Source organism: Neisseria polysaccharea (assembly GCF_963392925.1).
GTDB lineage: Bacteria > Pseudomonadota > Gammaproteobacteria > Burkholderiales > Neisseriaceae > Neisseria > Neisseria polysaccharea.
On the sequence record NZ_CAUJNZ010000014.1, the window covers coordinates 29,943 to 44,641 of the forward strand.

Annotated in this window: 12 protein-coding genes; 6 read left to right on the plus strand and 6 right to left on the minus strand. The window is 54.1% G+C overall.

What is annotated here, in order from left to right; genetic code table 11:
* Window positions 1-186: 186 nt before the first annotated feature.
* The 4 genes from parC (at window position 187) to RDY34_RS08875 (ending at window position 6,467) form a co-directional block, all read left to right on the plus strand.
* The gene (gene parC, locus RDY34_RS08860; protein ID WP_118783237.1) at window positions 187-2,490 is read left to right on the plus strand and encodes a DNA topoisomerase IV subunit A; all 2,304 of its coding nucleotides are present in this window, start codon (window positions 187-189) and stop codon (window positions 2,488-2,490) included.
* A gap of 19 nt (window positions 2,491-2,509) precedes the next feature.
* Window positions 2,510-4,102: an ATP-binding protein gene (locus tag RDY34_RS08865; RefSeq protein ID WP_308074807.1), complete on the plus strand. Its 1,593-nt coding sequence runs from the start codon at window positions 2,510-2,512 to the stop codon at window positions 4,100-4,102.
* Entirely contained in the window at window positions 4,095-5,612 is a 1,518-nt protein-coding gene (locus RDY34_RS08870) for a sigma-54-dependent transcriptional regulator (protein WP_308074806.1), read from the plus strand. Before RDY34_RS08865 ends, RDY34_RS08870 begins: the two co-directional genes overlap by 8 nt.
* A 102-nt stretch (window positions 5,613-5,714) precedes the next feature.
* Window positions 5,715-6,467: a class I SAM-dependent methyltransferase gene (locus RDY34_RS08875; protein WP_308074804.1), complete on the plus strand. Its 753-nt coding sequence runs from the start codon at window positions 5,715-5,717 to the stop codon at window positions 6,465-6,467.
* Between the two features lie 743 nt (window positions 6,468-7,210).
* Here RDY34_RS08875 and RDY34_RS08880 read toward each other — a convergent pair.
* From RDY34_RS08880 to RDY34_RS08890, 3 genes are all read right to left on the minus strand, one after another.
* Window positions 7,211-7,417: a DUF2788 domain-containing protein gene (locus tag RDY34_RS08880; RefSeq protein WP_002212781.1), complete on the minus strand. Its 207-nt coding sequence runs from the start codon at window positions 7,415-7,417 to the stop codon at window positions 7,211-7,213.
* Window positions 7,418-7,502: 85 nt separating this feature from the next.
* Window positions 7,503-8,672: an O-succinylhomoserine sulfhydrylase gene (metZ, locus tag RDY34_RS08885; protein WP_003714456.1), complete on the minus strand. Its 1,170-nt coding sequence runs from the start codon at window positions 8,670-8,672 to the stop codon at window positions 7,503-7,505.
* Between the two features lie 144 nt (window positions 8,673-8,816).
* Window positions 8,817-9,587 (minus strand): hypothetical protein, encoded by a 771-nt coding sequence (locus RDY34_RS08890; RefSeq protein WP_118783240.1) that lies wholly within the window; start codon window positions 9,585-9,587, stop codon window positions 8,817-8,819.
* 99 nt (window positions 9,588-9,686) lie between these two features.
* Here RDY34_RS08890 and RDY34_RS08895 point away from each other — a divergent pair, with 99 nt between their 5' ends.
* Both RDY34_RS08895 and RDY34_RS08900 read left to right on the plus strand, forming a co-directional pair.
* Window positions 9,687-9,938, plus strand: coding sequence for an NGO1151 family protein (locus tag RDY34_RS08895; protein WP_003714458.1), 252 nt, complete (start codon window positions 9,687-9,689; stop codon window positions 9,936-9,938).
* 51 nt (window positions 9,939-9,989) lie between these two features.
* The gene (locus tag RDY34_RS08900; RefSeq protein ID WP_003709369.1) at window positions 9,990-10,796 is read left to right on the plus strand and encodes a basic amino acid ABC transporter substrate-binding protein; all 807 of its coding nucleotides are present in this window, start codon (window positions 9,990-9,992) and stop codon (window positions 10,794-10,796) included.
* On the opposite strand, the gene RDY34_RS08905 is transcribed toward RDY34_RS08900, so the two are convergent.
* The 3 genes from RDY34_RS08905 to RDY34_RS08915 all read right to left on the minus strand — a co-directional run bounded on the left by RDY34_RS08905 (window position 10,751) and on the right by RDY34_RS08915 (window position 14,608).
* Window positions 10,751-11,068: a hypothetical protein gene (locus RDY34_RS08905; RefSeq protein WP_308074803.1), complete on the minus strand. Its 318-nt coding sequence runs from the start codon at window positions 11,066-11,068 to the stop codon at window positions 10,751-10,753. The genes RDY34_RS08900 and RDY34_RS08905 overlap by 46 nt on opposite strands.
* A 319-nt stretch (window positions 11,069-11,387) precedes the next feature.
* A complete protein-coding gene (locus RDY34_RS08910; RefSeq protein ID WP_192880570.1) occupies window positions 11,388-11,561 on the minus strand; it encodes a hypothetical protein in 174 nt (57 codons plus the stop codon).
* Window positions 11,562-11,722: 161 nt separating this feature from the next.
* A complete protein-coding gene (locus RDY34_RS08915) occupies window positions 11,723-14,608 on the minus strand; it encodes an autotransporter outer membrane beta-barrel domain-containing protein (RefSeq protein ID WP_308075281.1) in 2,886 nt (961 codons plus the stop codon).
* Window positions 14,609-14,699 lie beyond the last annotated feature (91 nt).

Sequence of the window (14,699 nt, forward strand, 5' to 3'; positions counted from 1 at the left end):
ACAATAATGCCCTTTGTTTTACATTCCGCATACACAATGTTTCAACACACAGGACGACACATAAAGCACCGCCCTATGTGCTGTCCTGATTCGGAAGGGGTTACGCCCCTCCCAAATAGAGTCTGATTCTACCGCCCCGAAGGACAGATGTCCAAGTGGCGGGGTTTCAACCGAAAAGGAAATACGATAAATATGCAAGCGCACGCCCCACATACCGATTCCAATACGCTGATGCTCGGCCGGTACGCCGAACGCGCCTATCTCGAATACGCCATGAGCGTGGTCAAAGGCCGCGCGCTGCCTGAAGTTTCAGACGGACAGAAGCCCGTGCAGCGGCGCATTTTGTTTGCGATGCGCGATATGGGTTTGACGGCGGGGGCGAAGCCGGTGAAATCGGCGCGCGTGGTCGGCGAGATTTTGGGCAAATACCACCCGCACGGCGACAGTTCCGCCTATGAGGCGATGGTGCGGATGGCGCAGGATTTTACCTTGCGCTACCCCTTAATCGACGGCATCGGCAACTTCGGTTCGCGCGACGGCGACGGGGCGGCGGCGATGCGTTACACCGAAGCGCGGCTCACGCCGATTGCGGAATTGCTGTTGTCCGAAATCAATCAGGGGACGGTGGATTTCGTGCCGAACTACGACGGCGCGTTTGAAGAACCTGTACACCTGCCGGCACGTCTGCCTATGGTCTTGCTCAACGGCGCGTCAGGCATTGCGGTGGGTATGGCGACCGAGATTCCGCCGCACAATTTGAACGAAGTGACGCAGGCGGCGATTGCGCTGTTGAAAAAGCCGACGCTGGAAACCGCCGACCTGATGCAATACATTCCTGCTCCCGATTTTGCCGGCGGCGGTCAAATCATCACACCGGCGGACGAATTGCGCCGGATTTACGAAACCGGCAAAGGCAGCGTGCGCGTGCGTGCGCGTTACGAAATCGAGAAACTGGCACGCGGACAATGGCGCGTCATCGTAACCGAGCTGCCGCCGAACGCCAATTCCGCCAAAATCCTTGCCGAAATCGAAGAACAGACCAACCCGAAACCGAAAGCAGGTAAAAAGCAGCTCAACCAAGACCAACTCAACACCAAAAAGCTGATGCTGGATTTAATCGACCGCGTGCGCGACGAGTCCGACGGCGAACATCCCGTGCGTCTGGTGTTCGAGCCGAAATCCAGCCGCATCGATACCGACACCTTCATCAACACGCTGATGGCGCAAACTTCGCTGGAAGGCAATGTGTCCATGAACTTGGTGATGATGGGTTTGGACAACCGCCCCGCGCAGAAAAACCTGAAAACGATTTTGCAGGAATGGCTGGATTTCCGCGTCGTAACCGTAACACGCCGTCTGAAATTCCGTTTGAACCAAGTGGAAAAACGGCTGCACATCCTCGAAGGCCGTCTGAAAGTCTTTCTGCACATCGACGAAGTGATTAAAGTCATCCGCGAATCAGACGATCCGAAAACCGACCTGATGGCGGCGTTCGGGCTGACCGAAATCCAAGCCGAAGACATTTTGGAAATCCGCCTGCGCCAGTTGGCGCGTTTGGAAGGGTTCAAACTCGAAAAAGAATTGAACGAATTGCGTGAGGAACAAGGCCGTCTGAATATCCTTTTGGGCGACGAAAACGAAAAACGCAAGCTGCTGATTAAAGAGATGCAGGCGGATATGAAACAATACGGCGACGCGCGCCGCACGCTGGTGGAAGAGGCCGGACGCGCCGTGCTGACGCAAACCACCGCCGACGAACCCATCACACTGATTTTGTCGGAAAAAGGCTGGATACGCAGCCGCGCCGGACATAACCTCGATTTGAGCCAAACCGCGTTCAAAGAAGGCGACCGCCTCAAGCAGACCCTCGAAGGCAGAACGGTTTTACCCGTCGTCATTCTCGATTCATCGGGCAGAACCTACACCCTTGATGCCGCCGAAATCCCCGGCAGACGCGGCGACGGCGTACCGGTTTCATCCTTGATCGAGTTGCAAAACGGCGCGAAACCCGTTGCGATGCTGACAGGATTGCCGGAACAACATTATTTATTATCAAGCAGCGGCGGCTACGGCTTCATCGCCAAGTTGGCTGATATGGTCGGGCGCGTGAAAGCGGGCAAAGTGGTGATGACCGCAGACAGCGGCGAAACCGTTTTGCCGCCGGTTGCCGTCTATGCCTCCTCGTTCATCAACCCAGACTGCAAAATCATTGCCGCCACCAGTCAAAACCGCGCCATCGCCTTCCCCATCGGCGAATTGAAAATTATGGCGAAAGGCAAAGGGCTGCAAATCATCGGATTAAACACCGGCGAATCGATGACGCATACCGCCGTTTCTTCCGAGCCGGAAATCCTGATTGAAAGCGAAGGCAGGCGCGGCGCGGCGCACAAAGACCGCATCCCCGTCTCCCTGCTTGAGGCAAAACGCGGCAAAAAAGGCAGACTATTACCCATATCGGGCAGCCTGAAACAGCTTTCTTCCCCCAAATAAACCCGGTTCCGCACATATTATGGTGATTTCCAACCCCCGCGAACTTGAAAAACTCAAAGACCGGATTCCCAATCTGATCAACATCATCCGCGTCGCCATCGTTTTCCCGCTGATGATTATGCACATCCTCGGGCTGGAAACCGGCAGCCGTGCGAACCTGCACGCTTCGTGGACGGCGTGGGCGTTTTATGTTTGGCTCGCCATTGCCTGCTGGCTGATTTTCTTTTCCATCATCCATCCGCATTGGCAATGGCAGTCGCTGAAAATGCCGCGTTTCAGCGCGGTGGCGGACATCACGATGATCGGCGTGCTGACCTACCTGTTCGGCGGCATCGATTCCGGCTTCGGCATCCTGATCCTGCCCTTCGTCGTCTGCTCCTGCCTGCTCAGCTACGGGCGTTACCCCCTGCTCTATTCCAGCTACGCCGCCATCCTGCTGATATTCAACGCCATTGCCGACGGCGATATCGGCAAATACCCGCTCATATCGGATGCCCGAACCGCCTCGGCAACTTTCATCCTCGTCGCCGCCTCCTATCTTTCCGCCATCTTCACCTCACTGTCGGTCAGATACATCGACAGCGCCGGCCAACTGGCCCGCGACAACCACCTCGCCTACCGGCGCATCAAAGGCTTGAGCCAAACCGTACTCGAACGCGTTCAGGAAGCCGTCGTCGTCATCAATACCGAAGGGCTGGCGGTGCTGTTCAACCGGAAGGCGAAAGACCTTTTCCCCGCGCTCGAAATCGGACGGCGCGCCGATCTGTTCGATTCTACCGCCGAACTGTGGGATCAAGCCTCTCCGCACACTTTCGAATACGTCCTCGGCACACCCGGCCTGAACGCCGGCGTCCGCGCCGTTCCGGTCAACAAAGGGCCGGACAAGCTGCTCATCCTCTACATCCGCCCGCAAAGCGAAATTCAGGCAGAGGCCCTGTCCGTCAAACTTGCCGCGCTCGGACAACTGACCGCCAACCTCGCCCACGAAATCCGCAACCCGATGTCCGCCATTCGCCACGCCAATGACCTGCTGCGCGAAAATATGGAAGCGGGGGCGGCAGATCCGTTCAACGCCAAATTGTGCAAAATCATCGACGGCAACGTCTGCCGCATCGACAAAATGCTCGAAGACATTTCCTCGCTCAACAAGCGCAACAAAACCGAACGCGAAACCATCGGCCTGATACCGTTTTGGGAAGAATTCAAACAAGAGTTCCTGCTCGGCCATCCCGATGCCGCCGGCTGCATCCGTCCGGACATTCAGGGCGGCAGCCCGACCGCCTATTTCGATCCCGCCCACCTGCGGCAGATTATGTGGAACCTCGCCAACAACGCGTGGCGGCACAGCCGCAAACAGCCCGGCTCGATTTCCGTCACCATCCGCCCCGCGCAAAAAAACACCGTCTGCATCCTCTTTGCCGACGACGGCGGCGGCGTGCCGCCCGAAGTGCAGGAACACCTGTTCGAACCCTTTTACACCACGGCGGAAAACGGCACCGGCCTCGGGCTGTATGTCGCCCGCGAACTGGCGCACGCCAATTTCGGCGATTTGACCTACCTGCCGGAAGCCAAATGTTTCGAACTCACATTACCGGAAAAAACCAATGACTGAACTGAAACATCCCGTCCTCGTCGTCGATGACGAAACCGACATTCTCGACCTGATGGAAATGACCCTGATGAAAATGGGCTTGCGCGTCCATACCGCGTCAGGCGTTGCCGAAGCCAAAAACAAGCTCGACAGCCAACGCTATTCGCTCGTCCTGACCGATATGCGTATGCCCGACGGCTCGGGGCTGGAAGTCGTCCAACACATCAACAGCCGTGCACTCGACATCCCGATTGCCGTCATTACCGCCTTCGGCAATGCCGATCAGGCACAGGAAGCCCTGCGTTGCGGCGCGTTCGACTACATCCAAAAACCCATTACCCTCGCCCGGCTGCGTTCCCTCGTCAAATCGGCAATTTCCGTTTCCGAAAACCAAAACAAAATCCCCGAACCGCCCGTTCGGACGGCATCCCCCGTTTCTTCCCCAATGCCGTCTGAAGCCCCGGAACCTGCAAACGCGATACCGGCGGCACCGCCCGTTTCCGCCGCCCTTCCCTATGCGGAACCCGATATGCCCCGCCTGCTCGGCAGCTCTCCGCAGATGGTCGAAATCCGCCACCTCATCCGCCGCCTCGCGCCCGGCAAAGTACCCGTCTATATTTCCGGCGAATCCGGCACGGGCAAGGAACAGGCGGCGCGCACCATACACGAACTGTCCGACCGCGCGGGCAAACCTTTCGTCGCCGTCAACTGCGGTGCGATTCCCGAAAACCTGATGGAAAGCGAATTTTTCGGCTACCGCAAAGGCAGCTTTACCGGCGCCGACAAAGACCACGACGGCTTCTTCCGCCACGCCGACGGCGGTACTTTATTTTTGGACGAAGTCGCCGACCTGCCCCTTTCCATGCAGGTCAAACTCCTGCGCGCGATTCAAGAAAAAGCCGTGCGCCGCATCGGCGATACCGCCGAGCAGCCCGTCGATGTCCGCATCGTCTGCGCCACCCACAAAAACCTCGAAGCCCTTGTCGGAAGCGGCGCATTCCGCCAAGACCTGTATTACCGCCTCAATGTCGTCAGCCTCAATATGCCGTCCCTGCGTGAAATGCGCGAAGATTTGAAGCTGCTCATCCCCTACCTCCTGTACAAACACAGCCGCAACAACCGGCCTTACACACTCTCCCCCGCCGCGCAACAGATGCTCCTGAATTACAGCTATCCGGGCAATTTCCGCGAACTGGAAAACATCCTCGAACGCGCCGTCGCCCTGTGCGTCGGGCATACCGTGCAAATCGACGACCTGCAAATCCAAGATGTGCGCCACAAGCCCGTCCGGACGGAAACCGCCGAGCGCGCCGCCGATACCTTGCCGTCTGAAACAGCCGCCGCACCGTCCCGCGTCCTGCCGTTCGACCCCGATACCATGCAGATACAGGACTATCTCGACCAAATCGAACGCGACATCATCGAACAAACCCTCAAACAAACCGAAGGCAACCGCACGCAGGCTGCCAAACGCTTGGGCATCAGCTTCCGTTCGATGCGCTACCGTATGGAACGCCTCAACATCTGCTGACGGCAAAACGGCATCCGCGCCATCCCCGCCCACCCGAAAAATGCCGTCTGAAACGGCACGGGAAAGCGGGTTCGCCCCACGCCCGAACGGACACAAAACACTATGACCGACATCCTCATTGACGACACCGCCACCGAAGCCGTCCGCGCCCTGATACGGGCATTCCCCCTCGTGCCCGTTTCCCAACCGCCCGAACAAGGCAGCTACCTCCTTGCCGAACACGATACCGTCAGCCTCAGGCTTGTCGGGGAAAAGGGCGGCGTTACCGTCGATTTTGCCTCCGGTGCGGCACAATACCGGCGCACAAAAGGCGGGGGCGAACTCATCGCCAAAGCCGTCAACCATACCGCCAAACCCACCGTTTGGGATGCAACCGCAGGATTGGGGCGCGACAGCTTCGTCCTCGCCTCGCTCGGGCTGGCCGTTACCGCCTTCGAGCAGCATCCCGCCGTCGCCTGCCTGCTTTCAGACGGCATCCGCCGCGCCCTTCTCAATCCCGAAACGCAAGACACCGCTGCGCGTATCAACCTCCATTTCGGCAACGCCGCCGAACAGATGCCCGCCCTTGTTCCAACACAAGGCAAACCCGACATCGTCTATCTCGACCCGATGTATCCCGAACGCCGCAAAAGTGCCGCCGTTAAAAAAGAAATGGCCTACTTCCACCGGCTCGTCGGCGAGGCGCAAGATGAGGCCGTCCTCCTCCATACCGCCCGACAGACTGCAAAAAAACGCGTCGTCGTCAAACGCCCGCGCCTGGGAGAACACCTTGCCGGACAAGCTCCTGCCTACCAATACACCGGCAAAAGCACACGCTTCGACGTTTACCTGCCCTACGGAGCGGACAAGGGATAACGCCCATAAAACAAGACACCGAAAAATTTGCCGTTCTTATGCAAACGAGAAACCGGTTTTTGCGTTTCGACTGTTTTGGATAAGTCATCACACCTTAAAGTTTGTCATTCCCACGGAAGTGGGAATCCGATTCGTTCAGTTTTATAGTGGTTTTCGAGTTTCAGGCAACTTCCAAACCGTCATTCCCACGGAAGTGGGAATCCGGAAATGAAAAGCAACAGGAATTTATCGTAAATGACTGAAACCGAACGGACTAGATTCCCGCCTGCGCGGGAATGACGGGGCGGGAGGATGCCGTCTGAAATTCCGTCATTCCCGTGAAAACTGGAATCTAGAACTTCTGATTTTTCAGACGACTTTTGAACATTGCCGCTACCCAATGATCTGGATTCCCGCCTGCGCGGGAATGACGATGTAAAATTATCCGGGATTCAAAAAGACAGGCTTTCGCGTCCGTGGGAATGACTGCGGAAAGATGATTTTTATAGTGGATTAACAAAAATCAGGACAAGGCGACGAAGCCGCAGACAGTACAGATAGTACGGAACCGATTCACTTGGTGCTTCAGCACCTTAGAGAATCGTTCTCTTTGAGCTAAGGCGAGGCAACGCCGTACTGGTTTTTGTTAATCCACTATATTTTGTCATAAAAATCCGCACCTTAATCAGTTGGCGGTTAAATCAAACTTTTAGGGTGCAGATTACTTTTTATGATTTCAGACGGCATTTTGACAGGCCGCAAACCTATTTCGGCAATACCAAAAACTTAATCAATAACTCTTTGAACACAAAACCGAACACGCCCAAGCCCAAAACCAAAAACAAAATGGCGATGCCGAATTTGCCCGCTTTAGACTCCTTGCCCAAATTCCAAACGATAAAACCCAAAAAAATAATCAAACCGGTCAGGCAGATTTTCAACGCCCAATCGGCAAAAACCGCTTCATCCATATTTTTTCCTATTGTTGATGTGTATGCCATACGCGATAAGGGTTTCAGACGGCATCTACTGTCCAATGCCGTCTGAAACACGCAATCAGCGCGCGAGTGCCTGTTTCAAATCGTCAATCAAATCGCCAACATATTCCAAACCGACCGACAGGCGCACCAATCCGGGGCGGATGTTGGCGGCGAGTTTTTCTTCGGGCTGCATCCTGCCGTGCGTGGTTGTCCACGGATGGGTGATGGTCGAGCGTACGTCGCCGAGGTTGGCGGTTCGGGAAAAGAGTTCCACGCCGTCCACGACTTTCCACGCCGCTTCTTGGTCGGCGACTTCAAAGCCGATGACGATGCCGCCGCCGTTTTGCTGTTTGCGGATAAGCTCTGCCTGCGGATGGTCGGGCAATCCGGTGTAGTACACGGCTTGAACCTGCGGCTGCGCTTGCAGCCATTGCGCGATTTTCAGGGCGTTGTCGAACTGTTTTTCCATACGCAGCGACAGGGTTTCCACGCCGCCCAACAACTGCCATGCGTTAAACGGCGACATTGCCAGCCCGCAAGAGTTGCAGTAAACGGCGACCTGCGCCAACAACTCTTCCGAACCCGCCAACACGCCGCCCATCACGCGCCCGTGTCCGTCTATGGCTTTGGTTGCGGAGGAAACGGAAATATCCGCGCCGTGTTTCAAAGGCTGCGAGCCGACGGGCGACAGCAGGCTGTTGTCCACCACCAAGAGCGCGCCGATGCCGTGCGCCAATTCCGCCAAGGCTTCCAGGTCGGCTACTTCGCCCAAGGGGTTGGACGGCGTTTCCAAAAACAGTAGTTTGGTGTTGGCTTTGACGGCGGCTTTCCATTCGTTTATATCGGTCGGCGACACGTGGCTCACTTCGATGCCGAATTTGGTAACGATGTTATTGATAAAGCCGACGGTCGTGCCGAACAGGCTGCGGCTGGAAACCACATGATCGCCCGCCTGCAAAAAGGTGAAAAACGCCGCCTGAATCGCAGACATACCCGTCGAAGTGGCGACCGCGCGTTCCGCACCTTCCAAAGCGGCGATGCGTTTTTCAAAGGCGGCGGTGGTCGGGTTGGCGGTACGGGTATAAGTGAAGCCTTTGATTTTTTTTGAAAACAAATCGGCGGCGTGTTGGGCGTTGTCCCACATGAAGCTGCTGGTCAGGAACAAGGCCTGATTGTGTTCGCGATATCCGGTTTGTTCTTTGCCGCCGCGTATGGCGAGCGTTTGCGGATGAAGTTTTTTGCTCATCGGTAATTCCTCGGTTTTGTCCGTTCGGCAACGGGGCGCGCGCCCGTTGTTTAATTTGTTAATATTTTGCGCCCGTTCCGTGCGCCTTTCAAGTCGGACGGGCAGGAAAATGCCGTCTGAAACGGCTTTCAGACGGCATTGCAATCAGCGTTTGTATTTTAACTCGTACTTGATGTCGTTAAGGATTTTGCGGACATCGTGTTCCAACACGTCTTCGACTACCGCCCCCGCCTGCTCGTGCAGCATCTGCTGGAGCTGGTAGGTAAAAACCGCCATCTGCTTCTGCACCGCCGTACGGATAATGCCGTTGACGGTATCGGTCAGATGCGGGCGCAGGCGTTTGATCAGCCGTTCGGTCAACTCCTGTTCGGACAGGCAGAACACTTCGCGCCGGTTGACGGCTTTCGGGTTCAGGATATTGATTTGGACGGGCATCAACGTTTCTTCCGCATCGTTTTCCCCGTTTTCCGAAACCGCCGGCTCATTCGTGCCGGATTCTGCCGCATCGGCGTTTTCCCCGCCTTCAATCTGTGCAGTTTCAAATTCGACGCAGTCTTTTTTGGCATCAAACCGGATTCTCCGCCGCGATTCGATGTGTTTTTCCGAAACCGACATTTGCAGGGAAGCCTGCGCGTTGAGCCAGTTTTCCTGAAGAATAACCATCGGGTCGGTTTCGACTTCCTCGCCGCATTCGGCAACGGCGGCATTGTGCTCCTCCTGCCATTTCTTCAGATACGCCTTTAACACACGGTTTCGGCTTGCATCGTCCAATTTCGGCGCGGGCGAACCCTTTGCCGCTTCGGAAGTTTGAACCGGCGGCACACGGTCGGGCGCGGTATTCATACGGCGCGTCCGGCGCAGGCTTTCTAGGCGTTTTTCCCAATTCGGCTCTTTATCCTGATTGTTCGTATCCATTTTTTCGGCTTCCGGTCCTTAATCTTTGCAGGCGGACAAACCCCGCCTGAAGCGCGTTTGATATAATCGCGCATTTTAACAGATTCGCGAGGATACATCATGAGCAGCATCGAACAGCGTTTGGAATATCTGGAAGAAGCAAACGATGTGCTGCGTATGCAGAACCACGTCCTGTCCACCGCCTTCAAAGCCTTAATCCGCGCCCTTCCCGCCGACACCGCCGAAATCGCGGTCGAGTCGATTCAGCTTGCATTTGAAGACGCTTTGGCAGAACTCAACTACGAAGACAGCCCGCATACGGATTTGTTCCACGACGTTACTTATGCGTTTTTCCGTGAAAAAGAACGTTAATTTTATGTTAAACTGAATTTTTAGGCTTTTTGATTACCGAAAGGAATTTTGATGAATATGAAAAAATGGATTGCCGCCGCCCTTGCCTGTTCCGCACTCGCGCTGTCTGCCTGCGGCGGTCAGGGCAAAGATGCCGCCGCGCCTGCCGCAAACCCCGACAAAGTGTACCGCGTGGCTTCCAACGCCGAGTTTGCCCCCTTTGAATCTTTAGACTCGAAAGGCAATGTCGAAGGTTTCGACGTGGATTTGATGAACGCGATGGCGAAGGCGGGCAATTTTAAAATCGAATTCAAACACCAGCCGTGGGACAGCCTTTTCCCCGCCTTGAACAACGGCGATGCGGACGTTGTGATGTCGGGCGTAACCATTACCGACGACCGCAAACAGTCTATGGACTTCAGCGACCCGTATTTTGAAATCACCCAAGTCGTCCTCGTTCCGAAAGGCAAAAAAGTATCTTCTTCCGAAGATTTGAAAAAGATGAACAAAGTCGGCGTGGTAACCGGCTACACAGGCGATTTCTCCGTTTCCAAACTCTTGGGCAACGACAATCCGAAAATCGCGCGCTTTGAAAACGTTCCCCTGATTATCAAAGAACTGGAAAACGGCGGCCTGGATTCCGTGGTCAGCGACAGCGCGGTCATCGCCAATTATGTGAAAAACAATCCGGCCAAAGGGATGGACTTCGTTACCCTGCCCGACTTCACCACCGAACACTACGGCATCGCGGTACGCAAAGGCGACGAAGCAACCGTCAAAATGCTGAACGATGCGTTGAAAAAAGTACGCGAAAGCGGCGAATACGACAAAATCTACGCCAAATATTTTGCAAAAGAAGGCGAACAGGCCGCAAAATAAGCCCGCCCGTCCGAACACAATGCCGTCTGAAGCCCTTTCAGACGGCATTTTCTATTGTCTGTGCCGTTTTGTGTCGGGACGGCAACGTTTATTGCAGCGCGGCATTGTTGTGCCGCCATTTGGGTTTTCAGACGGCATCGGGGTTTCGGTGGGCTGAAGCCCACCCTACAATATTGCCGCCAAGCGGTATGGAAGCGGAAACAATGGCAGGGCGTAATGGTAGGGTGGGCTTCAGCCCGCCGCTTCAGACGGCATTGTTCTCCCGCCGTCATTCCCACCCGAACTGTCGGACAGCGGCAGTTTTTAAAGATTATAAAAACCCGTCATTCCCGCGCAGGCGGGAATCCGGACCATTGGACAGCGGCAATATTCAAAGATTATCTGAAAGTTTGAGATTCTAGATTCCCGTTTTCACGGGAATGACGGAGTTTCAGACGGCATTTAATGCCTTGTCAGGCTTCAGACGGCATCGCCCACCGCCGTCATTCCCGCATAAGCGGGAATCCAGACCTTAAGGGTGGAGGAAATATTCAAAGGTTATCTGAAGATTTAGAGGTTCTAGATTCCCGTTTTCACGGGAATGACGAAAAGTCACGGAAATAACGAAAAGTCGTGATGACGACGCATCCGCCCGACCGTCATTCCCGCGCAGGCGGGAATCCAGACCTTCGGTCGGCGGCAATATTCAAAGATTATCTGAAAGTTTAGTAATGGTAGGGTGCGCTTCAGACGGCATTGAATGCTTTGGCGGGCTTCAGACGGCATTCGGGGTTTGGTGGGCTGAAGCCCACCCTACCATTACTAACAAACCACCCTGACAAACCGCCCCGACAAACCAAACCGCCGCGCCTTAAACAAATCCCCCGACAAAAAACAATCCGGAACGCGTCTGACCGTTCCGGATTGTTTTCAGGCGCATCCGCGCATCAGAACATACTGCGCACGCCCATATTGACCTGCCAATTCTGCCGCATCTTGTGCATCGAAGACCTTTGCGCCTCAAAATAAAGCTGCCGCCCGTTTCCGGCATTGCGGTGCACCACGCCCAAACCGTATTCCAACCAGCCGCCACGGTGTTTGAATTCCTCTACGGCAGAGCCGTTGAACCTGTGGCGGATCGTGCCGATAAATTCGCGTTTGTACATCAGTTTGCCATAGATGTTCAGCCTGCCGCCGTCCAAACCGTCCACGCCCGCCCGAAAGCCGAACCGCCCCATCAGGCTGCGGAAGTTGTCCGTCTCGGCAGACAGCCCGTTTGACAGCGAAAAGCCGTAGCCGCGCGTAAACCAGTAGGACAGCTGCGCTTCCGGCTGCCACCAATAGGTTTTGCCGCCGTCCTGTTTTTCCATCCGCCTGCCGGTTTCGGCGGAAAGCATATAGGCATTCAGGCGCGCCTCGTCCGATTCGACACGGACTCCGGAGTAATTGGTCAGCCCGTAGCTGCCCTTATATCGGGCGATGTTGGCGACCAAATCGTAATAGGCCCTGCTTTCCCGGTTGAGCCAGGTGGAATAAACGCCTGCCGTCCTGCCGTAGATTTTGCCGCTGCCGGCGTAGTCTTCGGGGGTGTAGGACGATTGGAGGTGGCGGAGCATCAGCCCTTTGTAATGAATCCATTTGTCGCCGAACCCCGTCCGGTTGAAGCCGCCGGCAAAGCCCCAATAGCGGTTGCTGTAACCGCCCACGCGGTAATCGCTGCGGCTGCCGGAGAATTTTCCGCCGACGCGTTTGATCCAGACGTTGTTGTCTTCCTGCGGCGTTCCGTCGGCGTGGATTTCGCCCATACGCTGCACCAGCGTTTCATCGGAAACCGCGTTCAACTGATACAAAGCCTCGCCGAAGAGGACGCTGCTCGATGCGCCCGTCGACAGGGTGGCCGGGTAGAGGTAGAAGTCCCGCTTGCCGTCTGCGGAAATATTGACCTTTTTGGAATCACCCGACTCGCCCAAGGCAAAACACCACCCTCCCTGTTCCGTACATTTGACGCGCAGTTCGTATGACGCTTTTGTGTTTTCGGCATCGCCTTTGTTTTCGACCAGCTTTAAAAACTCCCTGCCGGTCGTTGGTGCCTTGGCATTGTCTTCATATTCGATGACGTGTACGCCTTCGCTGCCTTTCCGGGTAATCAGCTTGTCCGATTCGCCTTTGACGATGTCGCCATACATTTTGAACACGCCGCCATCGCCCTTGAGCTTGCTCACGGACACTTTGACGAATTTATTGCTGTCGCTAAATTCGACCTGCGCGTCTTCCGACAAATCCAACTCTTTCAGCATTGAATCATTGGTAACCGTCCAGCGCGCGCCGTTGCTCATTTTGAGGTTGATGGTGTTGTTTGTCTTGTCGTCGATCGCGCTGTCTTTAATCCAACCGTTTTCATCGAAGAAATCTTCATATTCTTTGATTTTTGCTTCGTCTCTCTCAATGCTTTTTATGGAGCTTTTTATGGAGTTTTCTTTTAATTTTATTTTGCGCTCTATTTTTTGTTTTTCTTGTAAATCATCTTCATTGAGTTTAGCCAATTCTTCCTTAAGTGTAGCCAATTCTTCATCCAGCTTGGACAATCTTTCCTGCTTTTTAACTAGACTTTTCCTTGTACTGTCGATACTTTGTTCCGTGGGCAGTACATTCCCGTCCGCATCCACGGTTTCGCCGAACATATCTTTCCCTTTGGCAAAGCTCTTTTTCCCGATATGGGCTTCCCCTTCAAAATAAGAATCTTTGTTGGCGAGGTTCACGCTCACGCTGCCGCCGTTGTAGGCGAAAATATCGCCTTTGATTTTGACAACCTTGTCTTCCCCGCCGACAACCTCGACTTTGCTGTTTTTCCCATCAATCGCAAACGCGCTGCCTATGCTTTTGGGCCTGCCTTGCTCGTCATAAACCGGCGTTGCAACGATATCGACATTTCCACGGAAAACCGCTTCCATTTTAGAACCTTCCGGAATCTGCTTCTTATTGCCTCTGCCTAAACTTGAGCTTGAATAGAAGCCGAAACCGTTGTTTTCCGCCTCGTCCTGTCCGTTCCTATCGATTTTAATATTCACATCGCCCTTGAACTCCATTGTGGTGATACTTGGAAAATCAGGTTTGGGTCGAGTGCTACTATAGTGATTGGCGGTAATGCCTTGCCCTACATCTTTTCCTGATTTGATGTTGATATTCAGCGTCGAGCCTTCTTCGGAAACAAGACGATATTCTCCCACTTTTTCACCATTATTCAACAATAGGATACCTTCGTTATGAGAGTTGGTATTTGAGTCCGCGTCCATATTGATGGTATTGCGCCCTTTAAAGGTAAGCGTTGCCGGCGCCAAGCTGTCGGCTACACGAGTATTGATTCCGTCATAAGACATAATGCCGGCATTCGCGTTATGGGAGGCTATGGTTACGTTTTCAAAAGTAACGTTATTTTTGCCCTCATAGCTTTGATCCGCCAACATTACCACGCCGCCTCTCTTCTCCCCGCTTTTGTCGCTTAAGTCGTACGAATAACCTGAATGGCTTATCTTTGTTTCAAGCGATTTATTGTCAATCGTCGGCGAGGCATCGGCAGAGCCGTCTGCCAATTTGCCTTTTATCGTAATATTATTCGTACCGCCGTTGGCGGCAATGATGAGGGAATTTAAGGGTTTGACTTCGGTTTCACCATCGTAGGTGTAGTTGTTCTCTTGCCCTTGTTTTGCGAGGACGAGGGTGTATTTGTCTTTCTTCTCTATCGTTCCATTGCTTGCAGCATCCGCCCCTTGCGCGTGCATAGAAGCGGCTGCAAAACCAAGTAAGATGCATTGAACTGTCTTTTTTTGTTTCATCAGTTTTCCATTTTGAAGTATATAATTTTTATTATTATATGCTTAAATCATTGATACACCAAAAAAAAAAAAAAAAAAAAAAAAAAAAAAA

What these genes read in the sequence shown, in the direction of transcription:
- RDY34_RS08865 (WP_308074807.1), top strand. Translation starts at nt 2,510, where the DNA reads ATGGTGATTTCCAACCCCCGCGAACTTGAAAAACTCAAAGACCGGATT.
- RDY34_RS08870 (WP_308074806.1), top strand. Translation starts at nt 4,095, where the DNA reads ATGACTGAACTGAAACATCCCGTCCTCGTCGTCGATGACGAAACCGAC.
- RDY34_RS08875 (WP_308074804.1), top strand. Translation starts at nt 5,715, where the DNA reads ATGACCGACATCCTCATTGACGACACCGCCACCGAAGCCGTCCGCGCC.
- RDY34_RS08880 (WP_002212781.1), bottom strand. Translation starts at nt 7,417, where the DNA reads ATGGATGAAGCGGTTTTTGCCGATTGGGCGTTGAAAATCTGCCTGACC.
- metZ (WP_003714456.1), bottom strand. Translation starts at nt 8,672, where the DNA reads ATGAGCAAAAAACTTCATCCGCAAACGCTCGCCATACGCGGCGGCAAA.
- RDY34_RS08890 (WP_118783240.1), bottom strand. Translation starts at nt 9,587, where the DNA reads ATGGATACGAACAATCAGGATAAAGAGCCGAATTGGGAAAAACGCCTA.
- RDY34_RS08895 (WP_003714458.1), top strand. Translation starts at nt 9,687, where the DNA reads ATGAGCAGCATCGAACAGCGTTTGGAATATCTGGAAGAAGCAAACGAT.
- RDY34_RS08900 (WP_003709369.1), top strand. Translation starts at nt 9,990, where the DNA reads ATGAATATGAAAAAATGGATTGCCGCCGCCCTTGCCTGTTCCGCACTC.
- RDY34_RS08905 (WP_308074803.1), bottom strand. Translation starts at nt 11,068, where the DNA reads ATGACGGCGGGAGAACAATGCCGTCTGAAGCGGCGGGCTGAAGCCCAC.
- RDY34_RS08910 (WP_192880570.1), bottom strand. Translation starts at nt 11,561, where the DNA reads ATGCCGTCTGAAGCCCGCCAAAGCATTCAATGCCGTCTGAAGCGCACC.
- RDY34_RS08915 (WP_308075281.1), bottom strand. Translation starts at nt 14,608, where the DNA reads ATGAAACAAAAAAAGACAGTTCAATGCATCTTACTTGGTTTTGCAGCC.